Below are 22147 nucleotides of genomic sequence, written 5' to 3'. Positions count from 1 at the left end.
CCGTGATTTGCAGCCCATACTATGGATTGGTTATGACACTAATATTTCAGTTGTGAGTCATAGAGATGACAGGTGGTGATTTGCGTCGAGTATATTTTCCTTTGATAATCAGTGTGCTACTAAGCGCCTGCTCTTCTGGGCCTGAGCCTAGTGAGCAAGCACAGGTGACAACACCTACAAATCAGCTATTGTCGGACAACCCTGACTTGTTCGACTTTTACACAGAGTGGCACGGCACGCCTTATCGCTTAGGCGGGACACAGAAATCTGGAATTGATTGCTCAGCATTTGTACAAAAAGCGTTTATTGAGGCTTATCAGCTCTCGTTACCAAGGACAACGAAGCAGCAATCAAAGCAAGGTGTGGAGTTAAGTTGGACGGATGCCAAGCAAGGGGATCTAGTGTTTTTTAAAACAAGACGTACAACTTATCATGTCGGAATTTACTTGGGTAACAAGCAGTTCATGCATGCATCGACGTCTAGAGGTGTGATTATTTCAAGAATCGACAACCCATACTGGGCATCTAAGTTTTGGCAAATAAGAAGAGTTACAATGTAACTCCTCTCACTCTTTAACCGGACATTGCTGTAAGTTAAAACAATATCAGTCGTAAGTCGCAACAGCATTATCGAACAGATTTTTGACCAGAGCGATGTATTCATCAAGGAACGTGATCTGTTCATTGGTCGCTTTTTTATGCCATACCCCAGCCAATATCTCACCAAGATCTTCAACAACTGCATCAGCCTCTTTCAACAATTTGAAGCGTACGCTCGAGTGAAGTTCTGGATTTTGCTCAAAAATCGCCATGATGTTTGAAGCCACCATATCGGTGACAACATCTTCGATGCTTTCGGATCCAGTGTCGCCAATTTCGGTCGTAAAAATATCTAGATTTAGAGACAAGTGCTCGATAAGAGCGAGATATCCATCGGTTTCTAAAACCACTGTTTTTCTCCGTTTATTGCAAGCCTTCGAAGCTGAAAGCAGAATAGTTTCAATAGTAAGACATGCCGAGAAAATTTCATTAACTTATTTCATATTAACAAACATTCACGAACCAACTGGATGATTTTCAAACAATTGAGCTTTGCTTCACTGAATTTGGATACAGGGTTTCTTCAAACCTTTTTATATTTCAGTCATTTTCATGCAAACAGGTTTGGTTACGACCATTTTCTTTTGCACGATACAGCGCAGCATCGGCACTCTTTAACCATTGAGTGTGAGTTTCAAAATAAGGCTTATACTCGCAAACACCAATACTTATCGTGTAATTAATCAAAAAATCTTCCACTTTCACGATCTCTTGCTCAATTCTTTTGCGCAAACGCTCTGCGAAATAGCAAGCTTGCTCCTGGTTTGTGTGAGGAAGTAGTACCGTAAACTCTTCACCACCAAAACGACCGCAGATGTCACTGCTTCTTGCTGTTTTTCTCAACAAGGCAGAGGTTCGACGAATGACTTCGTCCCCTGTCGGGTGACCATAAGTATCATTCACCTTCTTAAAGTGGTCGATATCGAATATTACTAATGAGCATGGTCCGTCGATAACTTTTAAGTGAGCAAACTCATCTTTCAATGATTGCTCCCAATAAGCGCGATTAAATAAACCTGTTAAACCATCTTTGCGACTGATTTCCGACAAATGTTGATTTGTTTCTTTCAAATGAATGCGATTTCTCGCAGTTTCAGAAACATCATTGACTTGAATCGCTATGTGGCTGACCTCTCCTGAAAGCCCAATTAACGGCGTGATCACGATATCTTGATACATAAAATCACTGCTGTTTGAAACCGGAGAAAAATTGTTGAACTTAAAAAGGTACGGTCGGTTTTCCCAGCTAGAAAAAGAACGAGTTTCCAGATCGGCGGCAGCTTTTATCTTGGTTTCTAGCCAAGTTCTTGGCAGCTCTTCAAAATGCTCAAATAAACATTCACCAAGAATTTCTTGTGATAGAACGCCACTGTATGACTGCATAAAACTGTTCCACACACACACTTTATACTCTTGATCCAAAACAATAAGCCCTGAATCCATCGTATCGAGAATTTGTGTGACCCAATGAAAGTCTGCTATGTCCAGCGTGATATCGGACATTAGATTAGCTCCATGATTTCATAGATTATTTCTACGGATGGCTTATCAATTAAAAACAGTACCTCGCACTCGAAATCGAGCGCTTCTGCCATGTAGGTGTATTCGATAGTAAAGAGCTCGCCCAACTCGCCTTGCTCTTCACAATAAGGTGTTAAGGTATCCACAATGCCTGGCTGACGAAGTGAGAACTGCTTGTCGAGTTGATCGCCCAATGATGTGAGAAATGACGAAACCAGTAGGTTAGAGATATTCAAGATGATTTCATTATGAGGCGTAAACTCAAGGAGGTAACCTAATTTTTCCCCAATCTGATTGATATCCCTACCACGTAAACACACCAGTGCCTCTCCGTGAATACCACCACCGACAAACCTCTGCGCTACCGCAACGGAACTGTCACGCCCAACCACATCAACCAGTGTCATATGAAGCTCGCCGTAGGACAAAGGTCCAACATGAGGAACAGGAAGTTGGATGAACTCATGTAAATGGTCGGCCATAATCGCAGCCCCTTTACCAAGGGCAATGTTCGCAATTTCACGGAATTTGGCTAGTAAGGAAAGCTCTTCGCACCCCTGGTTTTTAGAATCAACCGAATGACTAGGTTTGAACGCATAATGCAGCCCTAATTGTTCGTATAGTGGGAGCACCTGCTCTTCTGTCAGAGGCTTAGCGATAAAAGCTTGAGCACCAAGATCGAGACAGCGCTGTTTTGCCTCTTGTTGAACATCTCCAGAAATAATGACGATGCTGGTCGGGTACTGACTAACAGGTAATGATTCGAGGACCTCAAAACCATCCATTATGGGCATCGTTAAATCGAGAAACAAAATATCGATATTTTGCTCAGCAAGAATATTAAGCGCCTCATAACCATCTTGCGCTTCAATAAGATGCAATGATGTATCTTGTACGATAGAACGCGCAATAAGCTTTCTTGCAACAGCTGAGTCATCACATATCAGTATTTTCATGCCACCAATGGAACTAACGTCAAAAAAATCATAATACCTGTTGTAAACGTTCATCTCCATATGCTAAGCCAACAAATCAGAGGCTTATAAGCGATTTGATTCACATTTATACAAATTGACTACACTAAGAGGAAGGTTTCTTTACTAAGTATGCTCAACATAGCGCCAACTCCCTGCTATTTATCCTAAACTATTGGTGGTCAAATAGATTCGCGAGGTTTTGTATGTGGCAAGCAATATCGCAACAGCTTTCTGATACTTTATTGTTCGATTACCAGATCACGGAAAAAGTAAGGCTGTCTGGTGGGGATATCAGTGAAAGCTACATGATCAATGATGGCGAGCAACGTTATTTTGTGAAAATTAACGATCGCGAGTTTTTGTCTAAATTTGAGGTAGAAGCTGAAAGCCTGCATCTTTTGCGTGAAACATCCACCCTATTTGTACCTGAGGTGGTATTGGTTGGTAAAACCAAAAATGCCTCATTCCTAATTCTTAACTACCTTCCAACGAAACCATTAGAAGATGGTCCCAACAGCTTTAAATTTGGGCAGCAATTAGCTCACCTACACCAGTGGGGCGAGCAAAAAGAGTTTGGTTTTGATACCGACAACTATCTCGGTTCGACTCTACAGCCCAACAAATGGCACAAGAAATGGTGTGTATTCTTTGCTGAGCAACGCATAGGTTGGCAATTACAGCTCCTTAAAGAAAAAGGCGTCACCTTGGTTGATATCGATGACTTTATCGACGTCGTAAAACAGCGGCTAGCAAACCATGCTCCGAAACCTTCTTTGTTGCATGGCGATTTATGGAATGGAAATGCGGCACTCACTGCATTCGGTCCTATCTGTTACGATCCTGCGTGCTATTGGGGGGACAGGGAGTGTGATATTGCGATGACAGAGCTTTTTGGTGGATTTCAGCCAGAATTTTATCAAGGCTACGAATCGGTTATGCCACTTTCTTCAAGCTATGAGGAACGTAAAGATATCTATAACCTTTACCATGTTCTCAACCATTGTAATTTGTTTGGCGGCCATTACTTGGAACAGGCTCAACTGGTTATTAATAAAATCATTTCTTATTAATTTGGAAGCCACTGCATATTTCAAGATGTAAAATCTCGAGGCACATCACTACAGAAAATCACCCTAAGCTCAAGGTTGAGTTTGGGGTCAAGTTTTGTACTTATTTCGACTCAATTAGCAACAACTCTGCCTAATATCAAAGGAGACTTAACTTTGGATTGTGCCTATTTTCCTTGTAGGCAAAGTAAGTAAAGGGCTGTACTTCATTGATGAATAGTGTGTTTAAAAGCCCTGCGAGATTAGGAGTTGTTGTATGAAAAATTATACCGAAAGGTATGTAAAGTGCCCGCATTGCGGACACTCTATCGGCATTACATTAGATGCAAGTAATGGTGACCAAGAGTTTTATGATGATTGCCCAGCTTGTTGCCACGCTATCCACCTAAATATGCGAGTGGATGAGTTACAAGATAAGGTCGAACTATTTATCGATGACAATTACGAATAACAGCTCGAGCATGTGAACATCAGAAATATAAAAACGCTTAAATGAAAAAGGAGCACTAGGCTCCTTTTTCTCATTCTAAAGCTGTTTTGCTGCAAGAACGCGCTCAACAGTATCAACAATTGCTTGAGTCTGAGGATCAAACTCAATATTAACACGCTCCCCTACTTGTCTCACTCCGAAAAGCGTTCGCTGCAAGGTTTCTGGAATTAGGTGTACCGAAAAACGACACGCTTCAACTTCACCAATAGTTAGCGAGCAGCCATCTAAACCAATGTAACCTTTCGCTAATACATATTTCATTGATTCTTGCGGCAGTTGGAACCAAATCGTGCGGTTATTGGGCGTATCGATGATATCGACAATATCTGCCGTTAAACTAATATGACCAGACATGCTATGCCCGCCTATTTCGTCACCAAACTTAGCCGCGCGCTCAATGTTTACGCTATCCCCTTCCACCAGCCGACCTAAATTAGTAAGAGCCAATGTCGCTTGCATTAAATCAAAACTGATAAGGTTGCCTTCGATCTTAGTCACAGTTAGACAACATCCGTTGTGTGCAACGGATGCACCAATTTCTAACCCTTTACAAAGTTCATCGCTTAACTCGACAACGTGCGTTTGAAAGCGTTCTTTTTTATCAATTTTAACGACCTTCGCCGTACCCTGAACTATTCCTGTAAACATTTCTTTTTACCTATTGATTTAATACCAACTGTAGTCGAAGACTAAGCCCTAAACATTGCGCTACAGGTCGGAAATAAAGACCGCAGACGATAAAGCCATGGCTTAATGAACACTGGTTTGTTCTCATGCATGCTTCAACATTACCGTGATTCGCTGCTGTTCTCAGTAAAAGCGTATCCTTAGCGTGGAGAGCGTCCAGTCAGTGTTATCGACTATTCGCTACCTAGCTATGGAATATAAACATACAATTGTTTATCATTTGCGCGGAGTTTCTCCGAGGCATTTTTTCACCTTATCGTGACTAAAATCAACCATCAGATCCGTTCACCACATCTTTTGCCCTCGAGTACTCTCATTCTTTCAACTTATTGTTCCGCTCTGGAGTATTTTTCGTGCATCGCTATAAAGAAGAAGCATCAAGTCTTATCAAATTGGCGACCCCGGTATTGATCGCATCTGTCGCTCAAACTGGTATGGGGTTTGTTGATACCGTAATGGCTGGCGGCGTTAGCGCCACCGACATGGCTGCGGTTTCTGTCGCTTCAAGTATTTGGCTACCATCCATTTTGTTTGGGGTGGGTTTATTAATGGCATTGGTCCCTGTTGTCGCACAGTTAAATGGCTCTGGTCGTCGAGTGAAAATCCCGTTTGAAATTCAGCAAGGCGTCGTTTTGGCATTGCTGATCAGTGTGCCGATAATTGCAGTCCTGCTTCAAACCCAGTTTATTCTCGGGCTGATGGATGTTGAAGCACTGATGGCAGAAAAAACGGTGGGATACATTCATGCCGTTATATTAGCAGTACCCGCTTTTTTACTTTTCCAAACGCTTAGAAGCTTTACGGATGGTATGTCATTGACGAAGCCGGCAATGGTGATTGGCTTTATCGGTTTGCTGCTCAACATTCCTCTAAACTGGATTTTCGTGTACGGCAAGTTTGGTGCACCTGAATTAGGCGGTGTTGGCTGTGGTGTAGCAACCACGATTGTTTACTGGGTCATGTTTGCCATGCTATTGCTGTATGTGATGACATCAGAGCGATTGAAAAGCATCAACCTATTTGGAGAATGGCATCGCCCACAATGGAAAGCGCAAGTTCGTCTATTCAAGCTCGGCTTTCCTGTTGCAGCAGCACTGTTTTTTGAAGTGACACTGTTTGCTGTCGTTGCGCTGCTCGTTTCACCACTGGGTCCTATCATTGTGGCAGCGCATCAAGTCGCGATTAACTTCTCCTCGTTGGTATTTATGCTACCAATGAGTATTGGTGCAGCAGTAAGCATTCGTGTCGGCCATCGACTTGGTGAAGAAAACGTAGATGGCGCGCGCGTAGCGTCACGAGTCGGCATTATGGTTGGTCTAGCTTTGTCCGTTCTCACAGCGATTTTAACCGTCTTGTCTCGCGAGTGGATCGCCGAGCTTTATACTAGCAACCCAGAGGTCATCACTCTGGCGATGCACCTGCTCGTGTTTGCCGCTGTTTATCAATGTACGGATGCGGTTCAAGTGATCGCAGCTGGTGCATTACGCGGCTATAAAGACATGCGAGCCATCTTCAACCGTACTTTTATTGCTTATTGGATTCTTGGGCTGCCAATTGGTTACGTCCTTGGCCGTACAGACTGGATTGTCGAGCCAATGGGAGCACAAGGCTTCTGGCTTGGTTTTATCATCGGCCTATCTTCTGCGGCCTTTATGTTAGGCGTCAGAATGCGTTGGATGCATCGCCAAGAGCCAGAAGTGCAATTGAACTTTTCAGTTCAATAAAAAGTAAAAAAGCCAGCATCCGCTGGCTTTTTTGATCGAATAATCACACGGTTGAGTATACTTATAACAAGATTACAAAACGGTTGATTTTGCTCTCTAGACAACGGATACGAAGTTAGAAAAAAGGATATTTGTGCGGTCTATTTTATTGTTCTTAATCTTGATTCTTAATGGTTGTGATAACTGGTTTAATCCAGAGAACGCCATGTTTGATAAGTATCATCAACGTGTAGCCAATGTATTGGAAGCTCCTGCTATTCCAATAGAATTACAGTCTACGGTAACGATTCCTGCGAAACGCGTTTTGTTCGAGCCATTGCCAAGGCTATCTATTGGCCTGCTAGAGAGCTATCAATTACGACAGTGCGGACTCTTCAATTTACTTGCTGAGAAAAACTCGCAACTTGGAAAGGTGCAGGATGCCTTTCATGATTTTGATTATCAAACTGCCCTTTTAAGAGTCATGCATCGATGTTTATCCGAGTTTCCACTTAGCGATGAAGAACGCGCGACATTGACAGAGCTTTACTCAACCAAGTGGCAACACTTAGACATTCATCTCGACAACTTACTACTCGTAAGTGATGCCATGCAGAAGCAACTAACTGCCTCTGATTGGCTATCTCAAGACACGACGAATGATATTGCACGCATTAACGATGTCTATCGTATTTTCAGCGAAATGTATGATTTACCCCACCGCGCGGTCTCACGTCTACCCGATGTGGAAGTTACGCAATATCAAGAAGAGTTAGAGAAATCTCGTTTACTCGGACGACTTTACTATTCAATGGTAAACACATCCCTTTGGTTAAAAGCGACAACTCAGCTACTTGAGCAGAACCAGAGCAATGTATTGTGCGGGCCGAACAGAGACACCACCCAGTTCCGCTACTTAAGAAATGTCTTTCAATCCATTTACGTTGAAGAAGTGCAACCTTATTTGGCTTATTTAGACAGCACCTATCAACAACTTAATGATGGTGCCACTTTGGTGGAGAACCGTATGCAACTCCATGGTCACCAGTATGGCATCATTGAGGCACATAGGACATTTAGGCAAGAAACCCTAAACCACGTTCAGTTTTGGCAGGGTCTCTTCAAACGATGTGGCGTAACCGTTGGCAACTAGTAAGTGCAGAGCGTTCTATTCCTTCAACCTTTCACGCAAGAATCGAGCAAAACGTGGTTTACCAGTATGTGTAAAACCGTTATATCTAAATGTAATGGTTGAACCAATTTTCGGAGGCTGGCGACGCACTTCATCGGTAAATCCGCTACCGATGTAAAACTCAATGCCATTTGGTAAGCGAACTAACATTGCTCCCATCATACCTAATAAGCGCCCTGTTCCTGGCTTATAACCCACAACTAACGCTTCATCATCTGCGTATCGTTTTAGTTTAAGCAAATCACTACCGCGTCCAGCCTGATAGCGGCTTGATACCTTCCGCAACATCACCCCTTCACCGTCGGATATTGAAATTTTATCCAACAGTGTAAACAGATGAGCTTCATTTTGAATGGCTCGGTGCTCGACATATTTGATATGAGGCTGGTCGACTTCAAGCACTAAGGCTTTGATGTTGTAATAACGCTTCCGATAATCACCAGCGGAATATGGCATATCAAAGATCATAAAGTCGATATGTCGCCAAGCAGACTCTACAGGAGTTTTATCTAATACCGTTTGCTGAACAAGATGGAAGTTACCTCTCCCAGCCCAAAGTTCACCGTCCAACGGATAATCAGGCAAAGGTCCTGTAAACCAGTCTGGGGCGTAGATTCGATTACCATTTCTCGTCACGAGATGTTGCCCAGTCCAATAAGCGCGAACACCATCAAGTTTTTCGCTATACCAATATTCAGACACATCAATGCCATCCTGATAGCTTTGTGCAAGAGAAACTGGTGGTGCGAGAGACGCATCCGCTTGAGGCTGTGAAGACGCTGCCATAACAGCCAGCGCAATTAATGTCATTTTTAATGGCATAAGAAGACCTTGTACAAAAAATCGCCTTTATTGAAACGTAAGTCCTCTCGATGACCTATTTATTACTAGTTATTCTTCGACTCATAACAATCAACATTAGTAATAATTTGCAAAGATAATCATAAACTTTAGACAGGTTTTGCATTTAGTCGTTACACATTATTCTCGTAAGGCGGATGGTTCGTCAATCGAGTTGGAATCTAATCATGACGTGCCTCCCCCGGTCTAACGACTTCTTTCGGCTCAAAACCTCTTATAAGCAAACCATTTCTCTGTGCGTTTTTGATTCTCAATTTGAGAATCAGTCCTTTCTCAAATTGAACAATATCATTAACAATATTTAACTGTTTGATTTTTCATTAATTTCAAATTGGCACGTTACCTGCTCTATATCCAATTAGAAAAACAAACGGAGACAGAGTCATGGAATTACGCAAACTAGAAATCAATCAAGACAAGTTAGCCATTGAGTTTTTTGGTGACTTAGACGCAAGCGGCTGTCGACAAGCACAACATCACATTGATGAAGTAATTCACAACAATCATCACAAAGAAGTCGAAATTAACCTACAGCACGTCCAATTTCTTGATTCTTCAGGGATTGGTGCCATTGTTTACTTATATAAGCGTCTAGTTGAACGTGAAAGAAGCATGAGTATTGAAAACGTATCAGGCCAACCTTTAGAAATCATGAGCTTGCTTCGTATCAACCATGCCATTCCCGTTAACTCAAAAGGACACTAAAAATACCGGTTTAAACGGAGGTTGGCATGGTAAATCTTTTACGACGATATGCAGTAAGCGGTCTTGTTGTCGGCATGTTTGGTTGTTCGTCGTTTGACTACCCAGAACACGGGAAAGGTGGCTTGGCGGAAAGCTATCAAGATATCTCGATCGAGAATTATCAGTTTTCCCCAGTAATGCCTGACGAGCCTTTAGGTCCAGAACATGGGTTAAGGTTTGATTGGCAATTGACCAAGTTACATCTAGACGCACTAATCCAAGAGGGCGCGCGCTGGTGTTTTCCTGCGGCAGTTGTTCAGGCCCTTGAAAAACAAAATAGAATTGCGCGCGAGTTAGAAGGTGGGCTTTTACTCGACGCTGCCAACGACCTTGTGATTCAGCGTCGACGCTTAAACCAGCTCGAACAACAACTCGACTACGTACTGAGCCAAACAACTTGCACACCGCCCGATGATATTGAAGCACTACGTAGCGACCTAAACATAGTCTCGGATATCTATGCACTACTTAATATCGACAACCAGTTTGCTGTCGATTCAGCAGAAATCAACCCGAAGTACATGGGACATTTGGCAGAAGCAGCCTACATTTTACGTGACCACCCCAACCTATCTCTTGTAGTAACGGGGCATGCGGATGCAACTGGAACACCCGATTACAACCAGAAACTTGCTCAAGCGCGTGCGGAACAAGTAAAGCGTTACCTAACCGTATTTGGTATCACTTCAGAGAGAGTCACTACCAAATCTGTCGGAGACAACCTGCCACTCTATGAAGGTGAAACATCCGCCGTGCGTTTAACTAATCGTCGAGTAAGCATCGAGGTTATTAGCCCTAATTCAGATAGCGATACCTCAATAAACCGCAACCCAACGGCAGGAGGCGCGCTATGAACACGATGAAACCATTTATCCTCTTAATGTTGTTGTGTCTGGTCGCGTGGGTACCTTCTTCCATAGCGGATGAGAGCAATACTGTTAAGGTCGGTGATTTAATACAGATTAACTTACCTGGAGAGGCGTCGTTAAACCAAGGGTTTCAGGTTGATCGTCGTGGACGAATTAATTTACCAGAAGTCGGCCCTGTGTTAGTGGCCGGCTACAATGAACAACAACTCCAAGACGTGATTATCGACAGGCTAAAGACCGTGTATCGTGACGTTAACAACGCTCGAGTTTTTATTAAACAGCAACAGTTGTTAGTGTCCGTTCAAGGCTACGTGGTCAAACCCGGTGAATATACCTTACCTTCTGGGTCCAACATTCAAATGTTTGTGTACGAAGCTGGCGGCCTGCGCGCTGGGGCTCAGCTTGATAAAATGATCGTGAAACGTGGAAATAAAAACATTGAATTTGACTACAAACGCTTCCTTGATACGGGTGACAATAGCCAACTGCCAAAACTAGAATCACTGGATGTCTTATTTGTCCCCGCTTCCCCACTCGTAGGGAATATTGAGCAAGAGTTTGATGCAGCAAAACTCGCGAATTCAGGTGACAGCGCAGATTCCGCTCGTGCAATCAAAGTCTTTGGTGAAGTCAACGCACCTGGCTCGTTCTCATACAAGCCAAACACCACGCTAGTTGATGTCGTAATGCGAGCTGGCGGCGTGACACGATATGCCAGTGTTGAGCAAATTCGCGTGATAACAAACAATAACCCAACCATGTTTAACCTGAAAAAGTACCTTGATACTGGAGACCAAAGCCTACTGCCGGAGATCCTGCCAGGTGCCACCATCTTTGTCCCAAAACAGGAAGAAGAAATCAAAGCAGGTGCAAATGTGGTTTACGTGATGGGTGAAGTCGCCCATCCTGGGGCATACGAAGGCAAGCAAGGCGCTAGCTTCATGGATATCCTCGCCAACGCTGGCGGGCCCACTCGCTACGCAGAATCTCGCCAAATTCGCGTTATAAAAGCCGATGGCAAAGTCATCAAATTCGATCTTACCGCGCATACAGAAGGACTATCTTCAGCCAGACCACCAAATGTTGGATCAGGAGACGCGATTTTCGTACCGGAGAAAACCGATTTCAATGAGAAGTCTTGGTTAAAAGTAGCACCTAGTCGAGCGGTCGCAGTGATGGGAGAAGTTGTTCGCCCTGGACGCATCGAGTGGTCAGACGAAATGGATTTGATTGATCTGCTTGCACACGTTGGAGGCCCAACTCGACGAGCTGATACCACCAAAATTGAAGTCGCCAATAACGGTCAAATGACACAATTTGACTTAGACCAATACATTCTGGATGGCTCACCAACATCAAGCCTACCTCAAGTTTCCGCTGGTACAGTAGTAAGGGTACATGCATTGCCTGACGACCCATCCGATAATAAATCGCAATGGGTAAGCCAAAGCTCTGACGCATCGATATACGTTTTCGGGCAAATCAATGCACCTGGGCGCTATCGTTTCACTGAAGATATGCATTTTCTGGATATTTTGTCTGCCGCCGATGGACCGACAATGGATGCAGATATTCACAACATCCGTGTCACACACCGAGGCCTAGGTTATGCCAAAGTGAGTAAATTGAATTTATCGATGTACTTTGAAACAGGTGATGAATCAATTCTGCCCCACGTTCGTCCTGGTGATACCATTTACATTCCAGAAAAAAACAAAAACTGGTTAGATCGTTCAAAAGAGTCCACGGTACGCGTATTAGGTGAAGTAAGAGACCCAGGGCGATACGTATTCAATGACAACATGACTGTGCTTGATCTGTTAGCGGAAGCAGGAGGACCAACTGACAATGCCTACCTTGAAAAGATCAGTGTGGTCAATATGTCTTGCTGCCAGGGCCAAGCCCGAACATTTGATTTGGTGAACTTTAGTAAAACAGCCAACATTTATGAGCTGCCAGTCATTCGCGCAGGCGACACGATTTACATTCCCCATAAAGACGAAAGCTTTGTTGAAAAAGCGAGGGCCGGATTAAGAGATATTTTACAAATCACCACAACCATCGTGTTAATAGGAGCGTTGTAATGACTATTCCTGCAACTCACGCTGAGATTGAACAAATTTATCTTCAGAGTGAACAGAAAGGCCACAAAACGATTTGTGTTGTGGGTTGTAAATCTGAAGATGGTGTCACTTCCGTGGCTTCATCTCTTGCAGAGCGCTTGGTTTTAGCAGGCCACAATACTTTGTATGTAGACCTTAACTTATTCAAACCCGCTTATCACACTGTTCACGAATTTGATGATGACGAGAAGGTTGGCCATTTGATCACACGAGAGAATACACATCAAACTTTAGTCGGCCTCCCTGCTCCATCTCTCGCCAGCACTCAGTTAGCGTACCGAGACCCAACAACGCTGAAACAAAACATTGCACAATGGTTAACGCAGTACGAGCGCGTCGTGATAGATACATCACCTCTTCTCAGTGTCAACCGAAGCAATATTGCGCCTCAAGTGATTGCTGGCGTATGTGATGCTACTTTGTTAGTAGCGCATTATGGCTCTACGACTGCAATCCAGCTCGAGCAAGCCAAAAAGCTACTCGATGCTAGCGATGCGAACTTGATTGGTTCTGTACTGAACATGAAGCACACTCCAAGCCTGAAAGATGAGTTAATCCGCCAAGTTTCCAAGCTGCGTTTCTTACCAAAAAAGTGGAAAGAAAAACTGTCCCAGCAAATTAAAAAAAGCGAACTGTTTATGTTATAGGGAGCGCTATTATGACGATAAATAACACATTGACTATCGAGCAAGAATTAGTGGATGAGCATATTCTTCAGCAAATGATCAAAGATACGTGCGCCGAAATCATCCCTACCTTGATTGATCACTATGTCGAAGAGTCACGCGATCGCATGGAGAAAATAGAGCAAGCATTAAGCACAAAAGACCTTCAAACATTAGAGTTCGAGGTTCACACACTGGGCAGTTCTGCTCTCGCTCTAGGCAATCGAACGCTTTCAAGACAAGCAAGAATGATTGAGAAGTACTGTGTCGAAGGAAAAATACCAAAAGCATTGGAGCTTTGTGAAACACTTCCTCAACTCGCCAATGAATCGTTTGATGCGTTAGAAAAGCGAAAAGCTCAAGGGTTTGAGTAGTATCAGTGTCTTACTCCCTAGCGAAGCATCGCGTTTGATAAAGCGCGATGCCGACATCATCTCAGAAATTTAGGCTCCAAATTCAGTCACCCTCGCCAAGCTACACACCTTGAAATTATTTGGGTATAACTTAATCAATTAAAAAGTATGGATTTTTCGCAAATTTCCTACCTTGTGCTAATACTTAAATAACGCTTTTCTCAAATTGAGAATTTTCAGCACTAGAGAGCTATAAACCACTCATAATGCCAAATAGTAGTGCTGACAAAAATCATAAAAAATGAAACAAACTACGTTGGGATGGGACTATGAGACCAAGGGTGTTACTGGTAGAGGACTCTACTTCACTAGCCATACTTTATAAGCAGTATGTGAAAGACGAACCTTATGACATTTTTCATGTCGAGACAGGTCGCGACGCGATTCAATTTATTGAAAGAAGCAAACCTCAGCTCATCATTCTCGATTTGAAACTGCCCGACATGTCTGGCGAAGACGTGTTGGATTGGATCAACCAGAATGACATTCCTACGTCCGTTATTATTGCTACGGCACACGGCAGCGTCGACTTAGCCGTTAATCTAATTCAAAAAGGTGCGGAAGATTTCTTAGAAAAGCCCATAAACGCTGATCGCCTAAAAACATCAGTCGCATTGCACCTCAAACGCGCCAAATTGGAAGATTTGGTGGAAAATATTCAGTCCAAGTTTGATCGCCACAACTATCACGGATTCATCGGTTCAAGCCTCCCGATGCAGGCGGTATACAAGACCATTGATGCTGTTGCGCCAACTTCTGCCAGTGTGTTTATTGTGGGAGAAAGCGGCACAGGTAAAGAAGTTTGTGCTGAAGCCGTCCACCGCCAGAGCGACCGTAAAGACAAGCCTTTTATTGCAATTAACTGTGGGGCTATTCCACGAGATTTGATGGAAAGTGAGATTTTTGGTCACGTTAAAGGGGCCTTTACTGGAGCAACAACAGATCGAAAAGGTGCGGCGACGCTGGCACATGGTGGCACGCTTTTTCTTGATGAGCTGTGTGAAATGGAACTAGAGATGCAAAAGAAGTTGCTCCGCTTTCTACAAACGGGCACTTACACCCCTCTTGGTGGCACTCGAGAAATGAAAGTGGATGTGAGAATCATTTGTGCCACTAACCGAGATCCATTAACAGAGGTAGAAGAAGGTCGTTTTCGTGAAGACTTATACTACCGTGTGCACGTTATACCTATCGATATGCCCCCATTACGTGAACGAGGAAGTGACATTGTCACGCTTGCCAAGTACTTCTTGACCACTTACGCCAAACAGGACAAAAAGAAATTCTCAACAATCGACAGCGAAGCTCAACATATCATCAAGCATTACGAATGGCCGGGTAATGTAAGGCAACTACAAAACATCATACGTAACATTGTGGTGCTTAATAACGACGAAAAAGTCACGGTGAACCACCTACCCGCTCAACTTACTAAAAAGTCTAAAGTGACGAAAACAACGACGCCTGCGCATGTTGCTCAAGAGTCAGCAAACATTGCACCAATCACACCACCACCTGGTTATACTGAGGAACCTTCACCTTCTGCGGTCGAACCGTCGATTACCGCAGCGGAGCAGCCTGGTACACCGTCCTCTGCTGCTACCTCACCGTACTTTAACTCTGATGGAACCATTCGCCCTATGTGGCAAGTAGAGCGTGAAGCAATTCAAAACGCAATTGCGTACTGTGATGGCAACGTTCTCAACGCCGCTGTCATGCTGGAGTTAAGCCCATCTACGGTTTACCGAAAAAAACAAGCGTGGGAAGCGGATGAAATTAATCTCGAACAATCTTGATAAACCTGCCATTGGTGAAATTTGGATCTTGCTTGATAGCCGTCTATTCGGCGGCATTGAAAGTCACGTTATCGAGCTAGCTCGGGGATTAATCGCCTTTGGAAACAAAGCTCGAGTTGTGCTAACCACTGAGTATTCGCCAGCCGCTCAGATTGTACAGAAGGCAAAAGAAGTCGCGATCCCTGTGAGTTACTTAAACTATTTGTCTGGCGAGCCCAATAAAGCTTTAAAAATTAAACACCTAACAAGCGCCGTCGCCAATCACCAACCCTCAGTGGTTCACTCCCATGGTTATAAAGCGTCGATTTTGTCGCGCTGCGCCAAACTGCTCACCCGTACGTTTCCTCGTTTGATTTCAACTTATCATGCTGGTGAATCGTCCTCAGGGAAACTATGGCTATACGATTGGCTTGATAGAAGCTCAGGCTGCCTATCCAACCATTGCTTTGCTGTTAGTCCAAGTATTCAGCGCAAAGTTTTTTGTTCTTCAGAACTGCTGAATAACTTTGTTTCGATTCCCAACAGTCAACTCAACTATCAGGAGATCGCTTTTGTCGGCCGATTGAGTCAGGAAAAAGGCGCCGATCAATTTATTGAGGTAGCGAGGCTCTGTCCAACATTACAGTTTAGTGTGTACGGTGATGGCCCGGAAAAAGAGTCGCTTAATCAAGCTGCCCCTCCAAATGTGGCTTTCTTCGGCCATCAAACCGATATGGAAGGTGTTTGGGAAAATATCAGCGTACTTATTATCTCTTCTCGTTATGAGGGTCTTCCAATGGCGGCGCTTGAAGCCATGTCGAGAGGCATTGCCGTGATGAGCTTACGTGTAGGTCGTCTTCCAGATATTATCCAAACGGGTAAAAATGGTTTTATCGTCGAAGACATTCCCTCTCTTGCTAAATGTCTTCATGACTGGATGTCGATTGGTGAAGCGCAACAATCACTCATTCGCCAGAATGCTCGACAAACCATCATTGATGATTTCTCAGCGCAAAGTGTGATTCCCGTATTGCTACAAAAATATCAAATTGAAACGGATCACTAATCCATATTGGTTCTCAATATGAGAATGATGAGTTCCAAACATAAATATCATATAAGATTCAGTCACATAAACTAATGGCATATTTTGGCATCTCTATTGCAGCTCAGCAGTTAACGCAGATTAATGATGAGACAGAGGTGACTTATGACTACGCCAAAACGCATTCTATATGTTCATTATGGTGATAATTGGATTCGCGGCAGTGAAGTGGTGCTTCTGGATCTCATTTCAGGAATCGACCGCAATAAGTTTGAGCCATTCGTATGGTCAAACTGCCAACCATTAATCGATAAGTGCCAATCGCTCGGAATTGAAGCGGAACATTCATCCTTCAATTTGGTGGGTGGTTGGAGCGCTCCACGCTGGGATATTAGCGGGTGGAATAGCCTTATCAAACAAGGCTCAGCTTTGATCGAAAAGCACAGCATCGACTTGGTACACGTCAATAGCGGCGGCCCTTGTCAATGGATGTGTTTGGCTGCTCGCATGAATCATATACCACTTGTCACGCAACTTCATTGCCATTATACATTGCGCGATCGCTTCTCTCTCGGACTTCACCTCTCTCCAAAATTGATTTGCGTTAGCAAAGATGTTGGACGCGAAATTCTTCAGGACGGCTACCCGCAAAACCAACTTCATGTCGTACACAACGGCGTGTCACTTCAAGGCGTGGATACACCCATCGACATTAAAGATCGACTCGGAATCCCATCACAGGCCTTTACCTTTCTGTCGGTGGGTTCGCTGATTAAGCGCAAAGGGTTCGACCGCCTTATTCGCGCAATGCGCATGCACAACTACCACCACCACAACCCTCACCTTGTTATTGTTGGTGACGGCGAAGAAAGAGAAGCATTGCAACAGCTTGCCGCGGATCTTGGTATCCAAGAGCGAGTGCACTTTGTCGGGGAGCAACACAATGCCGGAGAGTGGATGTGTGGTAATGCAGACGCTTTTATTAGCGGCGCCTATGAAGAGGCCTTTGGTCTCGTGCTCGGGGAAGCGGCTTTAGCTCAACTGCCTATCGTGGCTCCTAAAACGGGAGGCATTCCTGAGTTGTTCGAGCATAATCACTCTGCATTGCTGTACCAGAACAGTGGAATGGCGAGCCTGTTAAACGCGATTCAACAAGTCATGCAAGACGCAGCATTAAGAAACAAGCTGGCGGAAAACGCTTACCTACATGCTAGCCAGAACTTAACGACGACTGCATCTATCAACGCTATTGAACGTATTTACGAAGGTGAACTTAATAACAACGCCATTACACCAATGCCAATGACTCACTGCATGAAGCCTCTTTCACGCTGGTTGAGCATCAATTGAGGAGCCCGGTCATGAAACGTGTATTGATGTTCGACGCCATCCCAATGCAAGGTGGATCCAAAATCGCGAATGCAGAGCTCCTTAAGCAGTGCGATAAGCTGAACGTGATTGGTTATCTACTCACTACAAATCCAGAGCATTGGGCGTCACTGCTTAGTGATACACCGCGTGTGCAAGTTATAAAAATAAAACCATCACCATTTAACTCGACTCATGGACTGACCTACTGGTTGATGAACGCTTACTACTTTCTCCAACTTCTCTACGCGTGCATGAAGCTGCCAAAAATAGATAGCTTTTTGGGCCTATCTTGCCCAAGTAATGATATGCCTTTGTACTTACTACGATTAATTAGCAAAAAGCCTGTGGTACAGATGGTTCATGGCCCTATTGGACGATCGAGATCTGCTGGCTACTGCTTAGTAAAAGCATCGGCAATTTACTACTTGGCAAACACCCGCGAATCAATGGTAGAAGCATTACAGGCCTACCTCAAAACAGAGAAGCCAGCCACCGAACGCTATTGGTGTGGTTTGAATACATCTACGTTTGTTAATGGATTATCGAAAGATCGCTGGCCAAAACAATCGAATCCGATTTCAAGCCGCGTTTTCTGGGCAGCTAGCTTACTAAAATGGAAGAACATCGATCTTTTGCTTGATGCTTTAACACTTGATGAGTCGAAAAAGATCAAATCCACCGTGTGTTACATCAAACCTAACGTGGCAGGTGTGGAATATTCAACACCGGACTTCAACACACAAGGTGTTGAATGGCATGAGTGCCCAAACAACTTAGATGAATTGCGTTCACAGTGTGGTGTGTTTGTTTCCACCAGTATCAACGAACCTTTTGGGTTATCTATTTTGGAGGCTCTCGCTGCAGGTATGTGTGTCGTCATTCCACATGATGATAGTTATTGGGACCGCGTGTTAACTCACGGCCGAAATTGTATTAAATACACGCCTAACAATGTGGCTTCGCTACACAACGCAATTCGCCTTTTGAATGAATCGCCGTGGATGAAAGTAACGATGGGTATCGAAGCACTTAATGTTTCTCAACTATACACAGCCGAACGTTGTTATTTGCCAATCGCCCAGCACCTTGCTGCCGAAATTGCTACCAACAATGATTGCACACTCAAGACACCGCGAGACATCAAAGGATATGATCATGTCTAAAGCAATGACCAACATGACGCTATTTGCTATCGCCTTAGTGATCAATAAAAGCATCAGCCTAATCATGCTGCCTGTATTGCCCCACTTTCTCTCACCAGAACAAATGGGCAAGCTTGAGCTTCTAACAACCTTTGGTGTTGTTACGACCTTGTTTGTCAGTTTCGCTTTGCATGAAGCGCTTTATCGATTCGTCGGCGTTGAAAAGGATCAAAATACGCGCACAAGCCTACTAAACCAGCTGTACTCACTTGCTTTACTCATCGCTGGCGTCGTCGCTCTTAGCTTGCTCACTATCATTTTAATCGCCCCCATTCCCGCGCCTTTTACGCGAGTCGAATTTGCTATTGTTATGTTTGCCATCGTTCTAGAAGGCAGTATTGCAATCGGCACTGCCTGGTTAAGAACACAAGACGACAAAGCAAGAACACTGCTTAACGTCATGGTCACTACCACCATTTTTCAGGTCATTTTTATCGTCGCGGCGCTGTCTGTTCATCCCCATGTTATTTCTGTTTTGTGGGGGGGCTTGTTGGCTGCTATTACTCAATTTGTTTGGCTGCACATCGTTAACCGTTACAATGTCACCCTTCCTAAGCTGACATTGGCAAAACAATACCTAAACTACTGCCTACCAATGATGATGGCCGGTTTAGTAGCATTTTGTCTCAATGGCGCTGAACGCTGGTTCATTGGTGCCAACACTTCTCTTGCGACGTTAGGGATTTACGCGATAGCGGTAAAATTTGCAGTGGGCATGTGTATTTTAGTGCAGCCGTTTGGCATGTGGTGGATGCCACGTCGATTTAACTACTTAGAAGGGCGCAAGAGCACTGAAGCAGTGCGCATCACACACTTAGGTATGATTTACATTACAGGTTTGAGTGTAGTGGTCGGCACATTAGCAATGGTGATGATCACCTACTTACTGCCAGAAACCTATCATGAGGCGGTACTATTCAGCTTATTCTTGCTACCTATCGCCATGTTAAAAGAATGGAGTGAGTTGATTAACATCTCCATTTTGTACAAGCGTCGTACTCGCTGGCTACTGGGTATAAATGTCGTCTCTGCGTGCGTTGCGATTGCTTTGCTGTTTGGCTTATCTTCTCTGGGTATTTATGGGGTGTTCATTGCGCTTTATTACGCACAACTGTGTAAGTTGGGCCTGACTTATGTAGTAGGCCAACAATGTATGACGTTGCCTTTTCACCTCAGTCTGATGGTTTTATTACAGATTATATCCGGTGTGGCACTGTTCCTGCTTCACTCTTCACAATCAATAGGAATCGCCATCGCAATTTGCATTTTGACATGCAGTTTGCTGGCAGGGATAGCCACTCGCTACATGAGTAAAGAGACGCTCAATGCTCTCACTCGATACATAGTGAAACGGCGTGGACAGGTGAAGAGATACTCGTTATGAATGAAACCAAGGTGAGAACAAAACAGTCCATCGCAGCACTGACGATTACAGTCTGTATCGGCCTGCTTTGGATTGTTATGCCTCATCCCATTTTGATTGTTGCGTTGTGTTTCGCACCACTCGCGTTACTGTTTGTTCTCAATCAAACGTTTTGGCTTGTCACACTGTTCGTTATTTTTTCATTCTTTCGTATTCACGAAGCCTTTCCTGTTATCTATAACTTCAAGATCCCATTACTGTTATCATTGGGGGCACTCGCCGCACTCGCTTTTCACCTTCTTATAAGCCGCCAGATTACAGCTTTTTGGCACCCTTCATTAAAGTGGCTGTGTATATTTTGGGGTCTGGTGATCATCGGAATCATATTCGCTTCCAGTCGTGATATCGCAATAACGGTGTTCAAAAACACCTATTGGAAAATCATCATTATGACGTTGGCCATCACCTGGCTTATTACTAAACCTTCACAGCTCGCACAGATGTCAAAAGCAATTATTTTCGCCGGATTATTGATTGGCTTAGTGGCATTACAAAACGCTGCGAATGGCATTGATTTGGTTGAAGGGACGCGCGTGTCGATAGGACGATCCATAGGTTCAGTACTTGGCGATCCTAACGATTTGGCACTAGTGCTGATGTTTCCCCTTGCCTTTACCGTTAGTCAATTGATGGAGAAGCATTCCCCCAAGCATCTCAGGCTCTTTGCCCTTATCACCTGTTTGGTTTTGTTCTTTGCGATCATTGAGACGCAGAGCCGCGGGGGGTTACTAGGTTCGCTGTCTGTATTTGCCTACTTTGCTTTTAAACACATCAAAAGCAAAACATTAGTCTTGGTATTAGGCGCTATCGCAGCGATCGTACTCTACGCATTCGCTGGTATTTCAGGACGAGAATCGGGGGGAGCCGCTGAGGATGGTATAGATGCCTCTGCGATGGGGCGACTTTATGCGTGGGAAGCGGCATTTAAAATGGCGCTGCATCACCCGTTGACTGGCGTAGGTCTAGATAACTTCTACTTTAATTACTATTTCTACAGCCCACACTGGGATGGTATCAACCACGCCGTCCATAGCACTTGGTTTGGCGTGTTAGCAGAAACGGGTTTTGTCGGGCTCGCGGTGTTCATTACTTTAATTGTGTCATTGATCCGCACCTCTTTGCATTCCATCTCATTGTTGACACCAAAATCAGATTACACCCTCTCTGTTGGTGCAAACGCCGTGTTAAGTGGGCTTATCGGTACCATCGTATCAGGTACGTTTCTGACTCAAGGTTTCACTTGGCCAATTTACATTCTAGCGGCATTAACAGTTGTCGTTAGCCGAATTGTTCAAAGTGACTGTCAAAATGAGAAATCCTAGTTTCAAACATAAACAAAACCCATAACTCACTGTTTTAAAATGGCTAATTCCTTGGCACGCATTGTGATTACTCACTTAATTAGTAATCAAATAACCA

The 22147-nt window shown here is 44.1% G+C and carries 21 protein-coding genes; 16 read left to right on the top strand and 5 right to left on the bottom strand.

The window, feature by feature from the left end:
* The first annotated feature begins 65 nt into the window (after positions 1-65).
* The gene (locus tag R7Z50_RS06255) at positions 66-560 is read left to right on the top strand and encodes an NlpC/P60 family protein (protein WP_025998640.1); all 495 of its coding nucleotides are present in this window, start codon (positions 66-68) and stop codon (positions 558-560) included.
* Positions 561-605: 45 nt separating this feature from the next.
* On the opposite strand, the gene R7Z50_RS06250 is transcribed toward R7Z50_RS06255, so the two are convergent.
* From R7Z50_RS06250 to R7Z50_RS06240, 3 genes are all read right to left on the bottom strand, one after another.
* Positions 606-950, bottom strand: a complete 345-nt coding sequence (locus tag R7Z50_RS06250) for a DUF3802 family protein (RefSeq protein WP_005377620.1) — start codon at positions 948-950, stop codon at positions 606-608.
* A 190-nt stretch (positions 951-1140) separates the two neighbouring features.
* Positions 1141-2103 (bottom strand): GGDEF domain-containing protein, encoded by a 963-nt coding sequence (locus R7Z50_RS06245; RefSeq protein ID WP_025766666.1) that lies wholly within the window; start codon positions 2101-2103, stop codon positions 1141-1143.
* A complete protein-coding gene (locus R7Z50_RS06240; protein ID WP_158173882.1) occupies positions 2103-3077 on the bottom strand; it encodes a response regulator in 975 nt (324 codons plus the stop codon). The genes R7Z50_RS06245 and R7Z50_RS06240 overlap by 1 nt, the downstream gene beginning before the upstream one ends.
* Before the next feature lie 224 nt (positions 3078-3301).
* Here R7Z50_RS06240 and R7Z50_RS06235 point away from each other — a divergent pair, with 224 nt between their 5' ends.
* Entirely contained in the window at positions 3302-4168 is an 867-nt protein-coding gene (locus tag R7Z50_RS06235) for a fructosamine kinase family protein (protein ID WP_042522943.1), read from the top strand.
* 253 nt (positions 4169-4421) lie between these two features.
* Complete coding sequence (locus R7Z50_RS06230) at positions 4422-4616, top strand: CPXCG motif-containing cysteine-rich protein (protein ID WP_017634925.1); 195 nt, start codon at positions 4422-4424, stop codon at positions 4614-4616.
* Positions 4617-4691: 75 nt separating this feature from the next.
* Here the strand turns inward: R7Z50_RS06230 and R7Z50_RS06225 are convergent, their stop codons facing one another.
* Positions 4692-5303, bottom strand: coding sequence for a riboflavin synthase (locus R7Z50_RS06225; RefSeq protein WP_005377625.1), 612 nt, complete (start codon positions 5301-5303; stop codon positions 4692-4694).
* Positions 5304-5695: 392 nt separating this feature from the next.
* On the opposite strand from R7Z50_RS06225, the gene R7Z50_RS06220 reads away from it, so the two are divergent.
* On the top strand, positions 5696-7066 hold the full coding sequence (locus R7Z50_RS06220; RefSeq protein WP_005377626.1) for an MATE family efflux transporter: 1371 nt from the start codon (positions 5696-5698) through the stop codon (positions 7064-7066).
* Between the two features lie 133 nt (positions 7067-7199).
* Positions 7200-8198 carry a DUF3080 domain-containing protein gene (locus R7Z50_RS06215; RefSeq protein WP_054576897.1) on the top strand — a complete coding sequence of 333 codons (999 nt, stop codon included), beginning with the start codon at positions 7200-7202 and terminating at the stop codon, positions 8196-8198.
* Between the two features lie 15 nt (positions 8199-8213).
* Here the strand turns inward: R7Z50_RS06215 and R7Z50_RS06210 are convergent, their stop codons facing one another.
* Complete coding sequence (locus tag R7Z50_RS06210) at positions 8214-9059, bottom strand: DNA ligase (RefSeq protein WP_318148953.1); 846 nt, start codon at positions 9057-9059, stop codon at positions 8214-8216.
* Between the two features lie 423 nt (positions 9060-9482).
* Here R7Z50_RS06210 and R7Z50_RS06205 point away from each other — a divergent pair, with 423 nt between their 5' ends.
* From R7Z50_RS06205 to R7Z50_RS06155, 11 genes are all read left to right on the top strand, one after another.
* A complete protein-coding gene (locus R7Z50_RS06205) occupies positions 9483-9803 on the top strand; it encodes an STAS domain-containing protein (protein WP_017634929.1) in 321 nt (106 codons plus the stop codon).
* A 26-nt stretch (positions 9804-9829) separates the two neighbouring features.
* The gene (locus R7Z50_RS06200) at positions 9830-10696 is read left to right on the top strand and encodes an OmpA family protein (protein ID WP_017634930.1); all 867 of its coding nucleotides are present in this window, start codon (positions 9830-9832) and stop codon (positions 10694-10696) included.
* On the top strand, positions 10693-12795 hold the full coding sequence (locus R7Z50_RS06195) for an SLBB domain-containing protein (protein WP_054574139.1): 2103 nt from the start codon (positions 10693-10695) through the stop codon (positions 12793-12795). The genes R7Z50_RS06200 and R7Z50_RS06195 overlap by 4 nt, the downstream gene beginning before the upstream one ends.
* Positions 12795-13481: an AAA family ATPase gene (locus R7Z50_RS06190; protein ID WP_054576898.1), complete on the top strand. Its 687-nt coding sequence runs from the start codon at positions 12795-12797 to the stop codon at positions 13479-13481. The genes R7Z50_RS06195 and R7Z50_RS06190 overlap by 1 nt, the downstream gene beginning before the upstream one ends.
* An 11-nt stretch (positions 13482-13492) precedes the next feature.
* Entirely contained in the window at positions 13493-13873 is a 381-nt protein-coding gene (locus R7Z50_RS06185) for an Hpt domain-containing protein (protein ID WP_005377636.1), read from the top strand.
* Between the two features lie 308 nt (positions 13874-14181).
* A complete protein-coding gene (locus tag R7Z50_RS06180) occupies positions 14182-15708 on the top strand; it encodes a sigma-54-dependent transcriptional regulator (RefSeq protein WP_158173881.1) in 1527 nt (508 codons plus the stop codon).
* Positions 15683-16753 carry a glycosyltransferase family 4 protein gene (locus R7Z50_RS06175; RefSeq protein ID WP_053303084.1) on the top strand — a complete coding sequence of 357 codons (1071 nt, stop codon included), beginning with the start codon at positions 15683-15685 and terminating at the stop codon, positions 16751-16753. Before R7Z50_RS06180 ends, R7Z50_RS06175 begins: the two co-directional genes overlap by 26 nt.
* 144 nt (positions 16754-16897) lie before the next feature.
* Positions 16898-18082 (top strand): glycosyltransferase, encoded by a 1185-nt coding sequence (locus R7Z50_RS06170; RefSeq protein WP_158173880.1) that lies wholly within the window; start codon positions 16898-16900, stop codon positions 18080-18082.
* 11 nt (positions 18083-18093) lie between these two features.
* Entirely contained in the window at positions 18094-19266 is a 1173-nt protein-coding gene (locus tag R7Z50_RS06165) for a glycosyltransferase (protein ID WP_318148952.1), read from the top strand.
* Positions 19259-20689 carry a lipopolysaccharide biosynthesis protein gene (locus tag R7Z50_RS06160; protein ID WP_017820656.1) on the top strand — a complete coding sequence of 477 codons (1431 nt, stop codon included), beginning with the start codon at positions 19259-19261 and terminating at the stop codon, positions 20687-20689. Before R7Z50_RS06165 ends, R7Z50_RS06160 begins: the two co-directional genes overlap by 8 nt.
* Positions 20686-22050, top strand: a complete 1365-nt coding sequence (locus R7Z50_RS06155; RefSeq protein ID WP_005377645.1) for an O-antigen ligase family protein — start codon at positions 20686-20688, stop codon at positions 22048-22050. The genes R7Z50_RS06160 and R7Z50_RS06155 overlap by 4 nt, the downstream gene beginning before the upstream one ends.
* Positions 22051-22147 lie beyond the last annotated feature (97 nt).

The organism is Vibrio sp. 1249-1 (assembly GCF_033340495.1).
This window is presented reverse-complemented; position numbering and strand designations above follow the sequence as displayed.